Annotated in this window: 7 protein-coding genes and 3 pseudogenes; 4 read left to right on the forward strand and 6 right to left on the reverse strand. The window is 72.9% G+C overall.

From position 1 onward, the window contains the following. Positions 1-75: 75 nt before the first annotated feature. Positions 76-363, forward strand: a pseudogene (locus EAO71_RS17040) (MFS transporter); the annotation flags it as partial. Positions 364-375: 12 nt separating this feature from the next. Here the strand turns inward: EAO71_RS17040 and EAO71_RS17045 are convergent. Together EAO71_RS17045 and EAO71_RS17050 are read right to left on the reverse strand one after the other, a co-directional pair. Continuing rightward, positions 376-1,782 (reverse strand): MFS transporter, encoded by a 1,407-nt coding sequence (locus EAO71_RS17045; RefSeq protein WP_147978508.1) that lies wholly within the window; start codon positions 1,780-1,782, stop codon positions 376-378. A gap of 25 nt (positions 1,783-1,807) precedes the next feature. Further along, the gene (locus EAO71_RS17050; protein ID WP_123457423.1) at positions 1,808-2,251 is read right to left on the reverse strand and encodes a MarR family winged helix-turn-helix transcriptional regulator; all 444 of its coding nucleotides are present in this window, start codon (positions 2,249-2,251) and stop codon (positions 1,808-1,810) included. A gap of 153 nt (positions 2,252-2,404) precedes the next feature. Between EAO71_RS17050 and EAO71_RS17055 the strand changes: the two genes are divergently transcribed. Then, positions 2,405-2,629 (forward strand): hypothetical protein, encoded by a 225-nt coding sequence (locus EAO71_RS17055; RefSeq protein WP_147978509.1) that lies wholly within the window; start codon positions 2,405-2,407, stop codon positions 2,627-2,629. Here the strand turns inward: EAO71_RS17055 and EAO71_RS17060 are convergent. Beyond that, positions 2,599-4,050, reverse strand: a complete 1,452-nt coding sequence (locus EAO71_RS17060) for an NCS2 family permease (protein ID WP_147978510.1) — start codon at positions 4,048-4,050, stop codon at positions 2,599-2,601. The genes EAO71_RS17055 and EAO71_RS17060 overlap by 31 nt on opposite strands. Positions 4,051-4,327: 277 nt before the next feature. Here EAO71_RS17060 and EAO71_RS17065 point away from each other — a divergent pair, with 277 nt between their 5' ends. Further along, complete coding sequence (locus EAO71_RS17065) at positions 4,328-4,624, forward strand: DUF2530 domain-containing protein (protein WP_147978511.1); 297 nt, start codon at positions 4,328-4,330, stop codon at positions 4,622-4,624. Between the two features lie 88 nt (positions 4,625-4,712). Then, positions 4,713-7,121 (forward strand): HAD-IC family P-type ATPase, encoded by a 2,409-nt coding sequence (locus tag EAO71_RS17070; protein ID WP_147978512.1) that lies wholly within the window; start codon positions 4,713-4,715, stop codon positions 7,119-7,121. Between the two features lie 101 nt (positions 7,122-7,222). Here the strand turns inward: EAO71_RS17070 and EAO71_RS17075 are convergent, their stop codons facing one another. From EAO71_RS17075 to EAO71_RS40035, 3 genes and pseudogenes are all read right to left on the reverse strand, one after another. Next, positions 7,223-8,575, reverse strand: a complete 1,353-nt coding sequence (locus tag EAO71_RS17075; protein WP_261992167.1) for a glycosyltransferase family 87 protein — start codon at positions 8,573-8,575, stop codon at positions 7,223-7,225. A gap of 165 nt (positions 8,576-8,740) precedes the next feature. Beyond that, a pseudogene (locus EAO71_RS17080) lies at positions 8,741-10,915 on the reverse strand (sacsin N-terminal ATP-binding-like domain-containing protein); the annotation flags it as partial. Positions 10,916-11,074: 159 nt separating this feature from the next. Next, positions 11,075-12,407: pseudogene (locus EAO71_RS40035) on the reverse strand (sacsin N-terminal ATP-binding-like domain-containing protein); the annotation flags it as partial.

The following is a 12,407-nucleotide window of genomic DNA, read 5'->3' on the forward strand; positions in this document are numbered from 1 at the left end:
GTCGTTCTGGCTGTTCGCCCTGCTGCTCGTGCCGATCGGCATGTTCGGGCTGACGGTCAACATCACCGCCAACTGTCGTTCTGGCTGTTCGCCCTGCTGCTCGTGCCGATCGGCATGTTCGGGCTGACGGTCAACATCACCGCCAACTCCGCCGTCCAGCTGGCGACCGACCCCGTCATGCGGGGCCGGGTCATGAGCCTCTACATGATGGTCTTCGCCGGCGGCACGCCGATCGGGGCGCCGCTGCTCGGCTGGATCACGGACACCTACGGCCCCCGGGTCGGCTTCGCCACCGGCGGCCTGATGTCGCTCACGGCGGCGGGGGCCGGACGGCTCCCTCCGCCGGAGGCGCCCCGCCCCCCTTCCGCACGGGCGTCAGGCCGCCGTGGCGAGTCGTTCGCGGGGCACGAAGCGGACCTGCGGGTGACTGCCCTGCCAGGTGAAGGACACGCGCAGCCCGCCGACACGGGCCAGGATCAGACCGATCACGCCCGCCGCCGTGAGCGACATCAGGCCGCCGGTGGCGAAGCCGACCCGGGGGCCGTAGGTGTCCGTGATCCAGCCGAGCAGCGGCGCCCCGATCGGCGTGCCGCCGGCGAAGACCATCATGTAGAGGCTCATGACCCGGCCCCGCATGACGGGGTCGGTCGCCAGCTGGACGGCGGAGTTGGCGGTGATGTTGACCGTCAGCCCGAACATGCCGATCGGCACGAGCAGCAGGGCGAACAGCCAGAACGACGGCGACAGCGCCGCGGCGATCTCCAGCACGCCGAAGACGACGGCGGCCCCGACGAGCATCCGCAGCCGGGAGCTGCCGCGCCGGGCGGCCAGCAGGGCGCCGGCGAGCGATCCGGCCGCCATCAGGGTGTTGAGGAAGCCGTAGGTGCCGGCGCCGACGTGGAAGATGTCGTCCGAGAAGGCGGTCAGCCAGATCGGGAAGTTGAACCCGAACGTGCCGACGAAGCCGACGAGGACGATCGGCCAGATCAGGTCCGGCCGGCCCGCGACGTACCGCAGTCCCTCCCGCAGCTGCCCCTTGCCGCGTGGCGCGCGTTCCGTCTTGTGGAACTCGCTCGGACGCATCAGCAGCAGGCCGGTGAGCGGCGCGAGGAAGAACAGGCCGTTGAGCAGGAACGCCCAGCCGCTGCCGACGGTGGCGATCAGCAGGCCGGCGACGGCCGGGCCGACCAGGCGGGCGGACTGGAAGTTCGCGGAGTTCAGCGAGACGGCGTTGCGCAGCTGGTCCGGGCCGACCATCTCGGAGACGAAGGACTGGCGGCTCGGGTTGTCGACGACGGTGACCATGCCGAGCAGGAAGGCGATCAGGTAGACGTGCCAGACCTGGATGTGGCCGGAGAGCGTGAGGACCGCGAGCGCGAGTCCGCACAGGCCGAGGGCGGCCTGGCTGAAGAGGAGGATGAGCCGCTTCGGGTAGCGGTCGGCGATGACACCGCCGTAGAGGCCGAAGAGGAGCATCGGCAGGAACTGCAGTGCCGTGGTGATGCCGACGGCGGCGGCGGAGCCGGTGAGGCTGAGGACCAGCCAGTCCTGGGTGATGCGGGCCATCCAGGTGCCGGTGTTCGAGACGATGGCGCCGGTGAAGAACAGCCGGTAGTTCCGGATCTTGAGGGAGGAGAACGTTCCACCGTTCTCGCGGGTGCGCGCACGGCCGTCGGAGACACCGCCTCGGCGGTCGCCCTCCCGGTCGTCTCCGGGTCCCTCGCGGGTGTAGGTGTCGGATTCATGGACGGGGGCGGAGTCTGCTCCGGATCCCGTACTCAAGGTGCGTCGCCTCCTCGGCGTCGGGTTACAGGTGGGCGAGCTTCTCCAGTACGGGGGCGGCCGCGCGCAGCTTGGCCCACTCGTCCTCGTCCAGACCTTCGGCCAGGGTGGCCAGCCAGGCGTTCCGCTTGCGGCGGGACTCCTCGAGCATGGCCTCGGCCTGCTCGGTCTGGCTGACGACCTTCTGCCGGCGGTCGTCGGGGTGCGGCTCCAGCCGGACCAGTCCCTTGGCCTCGAGCAGCGCCACGATGCGGGTCATCGACGGCGGCTGGACGTGCTCCTTGCGGGCCAGCTCACCGGGGGTGGCGGAACCGCAGAGCGACAACGTGCCGAGCACCGACATCTCGGTGGGGCTCAGCGACTCGTCGACGCGCTGGTGCTTGAGGCGTCGGCCCAGTCGCATGACGGAGGAGCGGAGCGCGTTCACGGCCGCGGCGTCGTCGGCTGTGCCGTGGGACAGGTCAGGCATGGTCCTTAGCGTAACTCATTACCCTGCCTAAAGACCAATACGAACCGCCCTACCGTCCACCTGGTCACGGTTCGCTCTCGATGTATCACCCAAATGAGTGAGTCAGATCCGGAAAGTGACGCCAGGGGGTCCGTCTGCCCCGACTCTGACGGCATGGGATCGACAGTGCTCAGTCTGCGCATCGACGGTGAGCTGCTCGACCGGCTCAGAAGTCACGCCGCCAAACGCGGAATGAGCGTCCAGGACTATGTGGCCCGGACGCTCATTCGCGAGGATTTCGACGAGCGGTTCAAGACCGCCGTCGACGAGACGGAGAAGTTCTACGGGGCGCCCGACGCGCCCCGCGATCACGTGAGGCCGAGTGCCGGCATCGCGTAGTAGAAGACGAAGACCGCCGAGACGACGTACATGGCCACCGGGACCTCGCGGCCCCGGCCGGCCGCGAGCCGCAGCACGCTGAAGGCGATGAAGCCGATGCCGATGCCGTTCGTGATCGAGTACGTGAACGGCATCATGACCATCGCCAGGAACGCCGGCACGGCGATGGTGAAGTCGCTCCAGTCGATGTCCTTCACGGACCCGGCCAGGATCAGGAAGCCGACCGCCAGCAGGGCGGGCGTCGCCGCCTGGGACGGGACCATCGTCGCGAGCGGCGTGAGGAACAGCGCCACCGAGAACAGCGCGCCGGTCACCACCGACGCCAGACCCGTGCGGGCCCCCTCGCCGACGCCCGCCGTGGACTCCACGAAGCAGGTGCTGGCCGAGGAGGAGGTGGCACCGCCGGCCGCGACCGCCAGGCCGTCCACCAGCAGGACCTTGTTGATGCCCGGGAAGTTGCCGTCCTGGTCCATCAGCTTCGCCTCGTCGCCGACGCCGAGGATCGTGCCCATCGCGTCGAAGAAGCACGACAGCAGCACGGTGAAGACGAAGAGCACGCCGGTCAGCATGCCGACCTTGTCGAAGCCGCCGAACAGGCTCACCTCGCCGACGAGCCCGAAGTCGGGCGAGGCCACCGGGTTGCCCGGCCACGTCGGGGTCGTCAGACCCCAGGACGGCACGGTGGCGACGGCGTTGATCACCATCGCGACGATCGTCATGACGACGATGGAGATCAGGATCGCGCCCGGCACCTTGCGGATGATCAGCGCGAGGGTGAGCAGGGTGCCCAGGACGAAGACGAGGACCGGCCAGCCGGTGAGGTGCCCGTCGCCGCCGAGCTGGAGCGGGACGGTGGTGTGCGCGGCGTCGGGGATGCGGGAGACGAAGCCCGAGTCGACGAGGCCGATCAGCATGATGAAGAGGCCGATGCCGATCGCGATGCCCTTGCGCAGGCCGACCGGGACGGCGTTCATGACGCGTTCGCGCAGCCCGGTCGCGACGAGCAGCATCACGACGATGCCGGCGAGGACGACCATGCCCATGGCGTCCGGCCAGGACATCCGCGGCGCGAGCTGGAGGGCGACGACCGTGTTGACGCCGAGGCCGGCCGCGAGCGCGATCGGGACGTTGCCGATCACGCCCATCAGGAGGGTCGTGAAGGCGGCGGTGAGCACGGTCGCGGTGACCAGCTGGCCACCGTCGAGCTGGTGCCCGTACATGTCCTTGGCGCTGCCGAGGATGATCGGGTTCAGCACGATGATGTAGGCCATCGCGAAGAACGTGGCGAAGCCGCCACGGATCTCGCGGGCCACGGTGGAGCCGCGCTCGGAGATCTTGAAGTAGCGGTCGAGGCCCGAGGCCGGCCCCTGGGGGGTCGCGGGCTCCGGGGCGGTGGCCTTGGCGGWGGCCGTGGTGCTCATGGGGGTTCCTCTTGGGTATGTTCTTGGCGGTTCATACGAAGGAAACCCGCCAGAGGCAAACCGTTTCAGTATGAACACATGAATGAACCAGCGTCCATCTCCGCGCGTAGACCCCTGCGGGGCGGGGCCTCGGACGATCAGGAGGGCGCCCGGACCCACGGGGTACGAGGCGCCCGGACCCACCCGGCACGAGCACGGCCTCCGCCCGGCGACGCACCCCGTCCGACGCCGCGGACCGGCCTCGAAGCCCGCCCGCGACACGCCCTAGACTGACCGCATGGCGAAGTGGACCCCCCGACACGAGGCACCCGAGCCCCTGGAGGGGCCCGTCGTCGCCACCATCACCGGCGGCACGATCCTCTGGTTCGTGCTCTTCCTGGTGCAGGTCCCCTTCTACGGCTGGTTCGACGACCGCGACCTGACCTGGTGGGTGTGGACCTGCCTGGCCGGGGCCGGCCTCGGCCTCATCGGCATCTGGTACGTCCGCAAGCGCGACGCGGCGATCAAGCGGGACGAGGCCCGACGGGCCGCCGAGGCAGGGAGCGCGCCCGGGACCGACGGCGCGACCCTGTAGTACCGGGGGACCATTCCACTCCTCCCCCGGTCTGATCCTCGGGCACCTCGGCGGGTGAACGGGCCGCTCCGGCCGTACCGTCGAAAACATGACTCAGCGGGCGAAGATCGACACGGGCGACGACACGACCGCGGCGCCCGAACCCCCCGTCGTGCACCGTGTCGACGGGCTCACCTCCGCCGAGGTCGCCGAGCGGGTGGCGCGCGGCGAGGTCAACGACGTACCCCTCCGCTCCAGCCGCTCCACCACCGACATCGTCCGCGGCAACGTCTTCACCCGCTTCAACGCGATCATCGGCGTCCTGTGGGTGGTCATGCTCTGCGTGGCGCCGATCCAGGACAGCCTCTTCGGGTTCGTGATCATCGCCAACACGGGCATCGGCATCATCCAGGAGCTGCGGGCCAAGAAGACCCTCGACGGGCTGGCGGTCATCGGCGAGGCCAGACCGACCGTCCGCCGCGACGGGGCGGCCGTCGAGGTGTCCACCTCGGCGATCGTCCACGGAGACCTCATCGAACTCGGGCCGGGCGACAAGGTCGTGGTCGACGGCGAGGTCGCCGAGGCCGACAGCCTGGAGATCGACGAGTCGCTGCTGACCGGCGAGGCCGACCCCGTCGTGAAGAAGCCCGGCGACCGGATGATGTCGGGCTCCTTCGTCGTCGCGGGCGGCGGCGCCTTCACCGCCACCAAGGTCGGCCGCGAGGCGTACGCCGCCCAGCTGGCCGAGGAGGCCTCCCGCTTCACCCTGGTCCACTCCGAGCTGCGCAGCGGCATCTCCACGATCCTCAAGTACGTGACGTGGATGATGATCCCCACCGCGCTCGGCCTCGTCGTCAGCCAGCTCGTCGTCAAGGACGACAACTTCAAGGACGCCGTCGCCCGCACCGTCGGCGGCATCGTCCCGATGATCCCCGAGGGCCTGGTCCTGCTCACCTCCGTCGCCTTCGCGATCGGCGTCGTGCGGCTCGGCCGCAAGCAGTGCCTGGTGCAGGAGCTGCCGGCCATCGAAGGCCTCGCCCGGGTCGACGTCGTCTGCCTCGACAAGACGGGCACCCTGACCGAGGGCGGCATGGACGTCACCGAACTGCGGCCGCTGGGCGGCGCGGACGAGGCGTACGTACGCAAGGTCCTGGGCTCCCTCGGCGAGTCCGACCCCCGGCCGAACGCCTCGCTCCAGGCCGTCATCGACGCCTACCCCGACAACGAGGACTGGCGCTGCACGCAGGCGCTGCCCTTCTCGTCCGCCCGCAAGTACAGCGGCGCCGCCTTCAGCGAGGGCAACGGCGAGTCGTCCTCCTGGCTCCTCGGTGCCCCCGACGTCCTGCTGCCGGCCGGCGACCCGGCCCTCGCCGAGATCGACCGGCTCAACGAGCAGGGACTGCGCGTCCTGCTCCTGGCCCGCACCACCCGCGAGCTCGACTCCGCCGACGTGGCGCGCGACGTCCGGGCCACCGCCCTCGTCGTCCTCGAACAGCGGCTGCGGCCCGACGCGGCCGACACCCTGACCTACTTCGCCGACCAGAACGTCGCCGCCAAGGTCATCTCCGGCGACAACGCCGTCTCGGTCGGCGCGGTGGCCGGAAAGCTCGGCCTGCCGGGCGCCGAGAACACCATCGACGCCCGCCGGCTGCCCACCGAGCGCGAGGAGATGGCCACGGCCCTCGACGCGCACACGGTCTTCGGCCGGGTCACCCCGCAGCAGAAGCGCGACATGGTCGGCGCGCTCCAGTCCCGCGGCCACACCGTCGCGATGACCGGCGACGGCGTCAACGACGTCCTCGCCCTCAAGGACGCGGACATCGGCGTCTCCATGGGCTCCGGCTCCGAGGCGACCCGGGCCGTCGCCCAGATCGTCCTGCTGAACAACTCGTTCGCGACGCTGCCGTCGGTGGTCGCCGAGGGCCGCCGGGTCATCGGCAACATCACGCGGGTGGCGACCCTCTTCCTCACCAAGACGGTCTACTCCGTCCTGCTGGCGGTCCTGGTGGTCTGCTCGCAGGTCGAGTACCCCTTCCTGCCCCGGCACCTGACCCTGCTGTCCACGCTGACGATCGGCGTCCCGGCCTTCTTCCTCGCACTCGCCCCCAACAAGGAACGGGCCAAGCCGCACTTCGTGAAGCGGGTGATGCGGTACGCGATCCCGGCCGGCATCGTCGCCGGGGCGGCCACCTTCGCCACGTACCTGCTCGCCCGCCACCACTACAGCGGCGCGGGCGCCCTGGACGCCGAGACGAGCGCGGCGACGCTGACGCTCTTCCTCGTCTCGATGTGGGTCCTGGCGATCATCGCCCGCCCCTACACGTGGTGGCGCATCGTCCTGGTCGCCTCGATGGGCGGCGCGTTCCTGCTGGTGCTCGTCGTGCCCTGGCTCCAGGACTTCTTCGCGCTCAAACTCGTGGGCACGACGATGCCGTGGACGGCGGTGGCGATCGCCGCGGCGGGCGGGGTCGTCCTGGAGTTCGCGTGGCGGTGGGTGGACCGGAGGTTCCCCGCCTGAGCCGTGGGCATCGGGGGCGGGGAACCGGGGCGGAACGGCTCAGCGCACGTCGACGCGGTCGCCGGCGGAAGGCGGCCGGACGGACGGTACGGACGGCCGGATCACGAGTGTCCGGGGATCGCCGGGGGCGGGGGCGTGGAGGCCGTCGCCTTCCACAGCCGGTGGCAGGACAGCAGCACCGCCGCCACCAGCAGCCCGTTGCGGACGACCATGAGGGTGTTGCCCAGCGCCGTGCCCCGGATGACGTCCAGGTAGTACGTGGGGAACGCGAGCGCCGTCACCGCGGTCGCGGCGAGCAGCACCGCGGCCACCGGACGCTGGGTGGTGTGCCGGGAGGTGAGGCAGACCGCCGCCAGGCCCAGCAGCCACACCATGTACTGCGGACTGATCACGCGGCTGGTGACGGTGAAGAGCAGGACGGCGGCGAGCGCCGCGTCGAACGGGGTCGCCGCGGTCCACCGGGAGGCCCGCCCGCGCCAGAGCATCAGCCAGCCGAAGGCGGCGGCCGTCAGCATCAGCGACAGCTGGGCCACGAGGTCGACCTGCGCGCCGCTGAACTCCAGGGCGCCGTAGCGGGACTCGATCCGGATCGGCTCCCCCGCCGCCCGCAGCAACGCCAGGACCGTACCGCCGAGGGACTCGATCTGCACGCCCCTGGCCCCCTGCTGCCGGAGGAAGGCGAGGCTGTCGCTGAAGCAGAGGGCCAGCACGGTCAGCAGCGCGGCGGCCGTCGCGACGGCGGACAGCCAGGCGTCGCGGCTGGAACGTCCGCGCTCCGCCCCCAGCAGGGTGAGCAGCGGCCACACCTTGATCAGGGCGCCCAGCGCGGCGAAGGCGCCGCCGAGCCGCGGGCGGCGCGTGCCGCTCAGCAGCGCCAGGACGGCGAGGGCCGTCACCTGGATGTCGAAGCGGCCGTGCGGCAGGTTCAGCAGCAGGGGCAGCGCGGCCGCCCACAGCCAGGCCCCGGCGAGCAGCCGTCCCGGCCTGGCCAGAGCGAGGGTGATCACGGCGTCGGCGGCGAGGGTCAGCAGGAGGAACGCGGCGAAGTAGTCCAGGAAGGGCAGCGCCGAGGGGAACAGGAAGAGCAGACCGGCGCCCGGCGGGTACTGCCAGGTGACGTCGCCGACCGGGTAGGAGCCCCCGGCCAGCTGCTCGGACCAGCGCGGATAGAGGAAGTTCACCTCGCTCGCCACGTTGCTGACGCCGATGTCGTCCTGGACGAGCAGGTACACCATGACGATCCGGGTGAGGACCCAGACCGCCCAGAGCGCCGCGAGGGACCTCCGCCGGGACCAGGAGGAGGTCCAGGCGTCGGCGTGGTGCGCCGCCCGGACCAGGACACGCGCCGCCGCGCCTCGCCCTTCGGCCGGGCCGTCCGCCGGACGGGGTGCGGGCGGATCCTGGTCCGGCCCGGTGGGAGCGCCGCCCAGCAGGCCGGCCTTCTGCTGCGTCATGGTTCGGGAATGTAGGCGGACGAATCCGCCGATCCCGGTCGGCGGACCGCGCGGCGGCGCCAGGTCCCCCGGGAGCGGGCACGCATGGACCCAGGTGGATCAACGCCGGTCCACCGGTCAGGACGGGACCGGACGGGACCGGGCCGAGTCCCGTCCGGACGGGACCTAGTCGAACCAGCGGTCGCGGGCCAGCTCCGCCGTCCTGGACGGGTCCTCGAGCAGGGCGGCCACCTCGAACCGGCGGGGCCACTGGCCGGCCGCCCAGGCCAGCCCGGCCGCGACGCCCTCCAGCGTCGCGGCGTGGATCACGCCGTCCGGGGTCCGCCGCCAGTCCAGTTCGACGCCGGCCGCACGGAGCTCCTCGTGCTCGATGTACGTCCCCGGGGTCGCCGGGCCGAGCAGGGCGTGCACCGAGGGCGGCACGTCGTGCTCCTCGCCGACCGTGGTGACCTCGGCCTCCACGGTCTCGCTCAGCCGGCGGACCTGGAACAGCTCCGCCAGGTCGGCCGCGCGGGACGGCGACACCGGCAGCAGCGGCAGGTCGCCGGCGAGCGGCAGGAGGTCGGGGGCGTCGGCGACCAGCGCCTCGGCCGCGTCGACCACCACGAGCGCGCCGTCGACGACCGCGCGCAGCTCGTCGGGGAGGGTGACCTGCTCGGGGTCCAGGTCGGCGAGCGCCGTGTACAGCGCGTGCAGCTGGGCGCCGGTCACCTCGCGCTCCGGGTCCGCGAGGCGCGTCAGCAGTTCCGCGGCGCCGCCCGGCTCGTCGAGGAGGGCCGCCACCGAGGTGCGGACGCCGAGCGCCCGCAGGACCTGCTCGTCCTCGAAGCCGGTCGCGTCGGCGGAGTCGTAGAGCCCGGCGAGCAGCGGGTCCGTGCCCGCCGCGCGCAGTCCGGCCGGGCGCCGGCCGTCCAGGACGGGGTGGTCCCGCAGCCACCAGGCGGTGTACGAGCGCACGGTCTCGGTCGTGCCGTCCGGCAGCAGCACCCGGACCGGCTGGGTCAGCGCGTCCCGCAGCGGGGGCCGCGCCAGCATCGCGAGGGCCTGCGGCCAGGCGTCGTCGTCGACCAGGTCCAGGTCGCGTACGGCGACGATCTCGGTCGCCACCGGCGGCACGGGGGCCTCGGGCAGCCGGTCCAGCACGTCCTCGCACCAGACGTCGACCGCGTCGAGCAGCCCGGCGTCGTCGGGTTCGGCGAAGTCGCCGTCGCGGGGCTCCAGTTCGTCCGGGTCGAGGACGAGGTCGGTGGCCCGGACCAGGACGAAGTCCGCGAGCACGCCGCAGGCGGCGAGCGGCTGTTCGCCCCACCGCTCGGCCAGCTCGGCGTCGCAGAAGGCGAGTTCGTCCTCGCGCATCACGGCGGCGAAGGCGCTGCCCGGCAGGACCAGCTCGCCGGCCGGGGCCGTCTCGCCGTCCTCGTCGGGCAGGGCCAGCGCGCCGAGCCACGGCTCGTCGCCCGGCTCCAGTTCGGCGTCCCGTACGAGCGCGAGCACGGTCTCCGCGAGCTCCTCGGCGTCCAGCGCGTCCGCGTCCTCGTCCCAGATCTCCCCGGCGTCGAGGGAGCCGGCGACGGCCGCCCTGACCTGGGGGGTCGTCAGCACCGCGCGGGGCGTGGCGGGCAGGGCGCCCAGCTTCTCCAGGAGCGGGTGGACCGCGTCCGGGTGGGCGACCTTGAGACCGAGCCGGGTGAGTTCGGCGGGCGTGCGGTCCTGCGGCAGCAGGACCTGGCGGGGGCCGATGGTGGTCCGGGTGCGGGCGGGCGTCTCCGGGTCGACGGGCTCCGGGGCGGCCAGCGGGACGGGCAGGCCGGTGAGCCGGTCGGGGTCGACGCCCGCCAGGGAGTCGTAGAGCCGCCACCACCACGTCGGCGGCCGGTCGACGCCCGCGAGCCGGTCGATCGCCTCGGTCAGCGGCACCCGGCCGATGCCGAGCGTGCGCAGCTCCACGCGCCGCTCCAGGCCGGCGGGCAGCAGGGTCGGGAAGACCTCGGCGAGGACGCCGACGGTCTCGGCGCCCGCTCCCTCCACCACCTCGGCCTCCACGGGCCGCAGCGCGGGCATCTCCTCGGAGGGGGCCTCGGGCGCCAGGAAGGCCACGCGCGGCAGGCGCTCCAGGATCGCCGCGCGCAGTGCGCCGTCCAGGGGGCCCTTGCCGAGCGGTCCGGGCACCAGGTCGAGGGTGGCGACCGTCACCGGCTGCCAGTCGGCGAGGAGTTCGGTGTAGGCGTCGGCCGCGCGCTCCAGCAGGAAGTCGGTGAGGGGTCCGGGCGCGGGGTGCCGGCGGGCGGTGTCGAGCGGCAGCGAGGCGATCAGGAGCGCGGGCAGGCCGAGCGGTTCGTCGGTGGGGGTGGGCGCGGACGCCCTGCTGCTGACCCTGCCCGGTCTCGCCGAGATCGTCGTGGACACGGCGGACGGCGTCCGCACCCTCCGGCGCTCCGAACAGGACGGCTACGTCCACATCGAGGACACCGCCTCCACCGCGGGCAGGCCGAGCGGTTCGTCGGTGGGGGTGGGCGCGTGGACGACGGGGGCGGTACCGGGGAAACGCGGGGCGCCGGTGGCGTCGACGGGCACGGCCCAGGTGACCGACCAGTACGGGCGCAGGCGTTCCTCGACGGGCCGGCCCTTGAGGAGGGCGGGGTCGAGGGCGCCGCCGTGGCTGACGGTCCGCCAGCGGTGCGTGCCCGCGGTGGAGGCGGTGTCCTCGATGTGGACGTAGCCGTCCTGTTCGGAGCGCCGGAGGGTGCGGACGCCGTCCGCCGTGTCCACGACGATCTCGGCGAGACCGGGCAGGGTCAGCAGCAGGGCGTCGTCGATGGAGTCGAGGAGCCGCTCGGCGAGGTCGACGGCGGCGGAGTCGCGCAGCGGGAGGACGACGACCGTGTCGTAGCCGTCGGGGGCGGTGCCCTCGGCGGGCAGCGGGAGGCGGAGCAGCGGCACGTGGCCGTCGCGGCGGCGGAGTTCGTCGCCGAGCCCGGGGCTGTGGCGGGCGGCGTCGGCGGCCAGCTCGCGGGCCTCGGCGAGGGACCAGCGGACGCCGCCGTGGCGGCCGAGGACGGCGGGCTCGTCGCTGACGGCGAGGACGGCGGCGAAGCCGACGCCGAACCGGCCGACGGCCTCGCGGTCGTTCTCGCGCTTGGCGGAGGCGCGCAGGGTGGAGAGCGACTCGACGCCGGTCGCGTCCAGCGGGGCGCCGGTGTTGGCGGCGGCCAGGACGGCGGGGGCGTCGTCGTCGGCGGGGTGCAGGGTCAGCCGGAGACGGCCGGTGACGCCGGCGCGGCGGGCGGCGTCGGCGGCGTTCTGGGCCAGCTCGACGACGAGCCGGTCGCGGTACCCGCCGAGGGCGAGGTCCTCCTCGGCGTTGGCGTCCTCCCGGAACCGGGCGGGCCCGGCCCCCCAGGCGTCGAGCACGCCCCGCCGCAGCCGGGCGGTGCCGAAGGGGTCGGCTCCGTCGGTCGTCGTCCTGACGCTGACGCTCACGTCTGACTCCACTCTGCGGGACGGGATGGGGCGGGTGCCCGAAGGTACCGCGACCTGTGGGTGTCCCGCGCCGCCCGTTCCGGGCGCCTGCCCGGCCGGACGCGGCGCATGCGTGCCCGCGGTGGAGGCGGTGTCCTCGATGTGGACGTAGCCGTCCTGTTCGGAGCGCCGGAGGGTGCGGACGCCGTCCGCCGTGTCCACGACGATCTCGGCGAGACCGGGCAGGGTCAGCAGCAGGGCGTCGTCGATGGAGTCGAGGAGCCGCTCGGCGAGGTCGACGGCGGCGGAGTCGCGCAGCGGGAGGACGACGACCGACGGAGCCGACCCCTTCGGCACCGCCCGGCTGCGGCGG

Source organism: Streptomyces sp. MS191, from assembly GCF_008042125.1.
Classification (GTDB): Bacteria; Actinomycetota; Actinomycetes; order Streptomycetales; family Streptomycetaceae; genus Streptomyces.

Bases quoted from the DNA above. Each gene is read 5' to 3' on its own strand.
- EAO71_RS17050 (WP_123457423.1), bottom strand. From the start codon at position 2,251: ATGCCTGACCTGTCCCACGGCACAGCCGACGACGCCGCGGCCGTGAAC.
- EAO71_RS17055 (WP_147978509.1), top strand. From the start codon at position 2,405: ATGGGATCGACAGTGCTCAGTCTGCGCATCGACGGTGAGCTGCTCGAC.
- EAO71_RS17065 (WP_147978511.1), top strand. From the start codon at position 4,328: ATGGCGAAGTGGACCCCCCGACACGAGGCACCCGAGCCCCTGGAGGGG.
- EAO71_RS17070 (WP_147978512.1), top strand. From the start codon at position 4,713: ATGACTCAGCGGGCGAAGATCGACACGGGCGACGACACGACCGCGGCG.
- EAO71_RS17075 (WP_261992167.1), bottom strand. From the start codon at position 8,575: ATGACGCAGCAGAAGGCCGGCCTGCTGGGCGGCGCTCCCACCGGGCCG.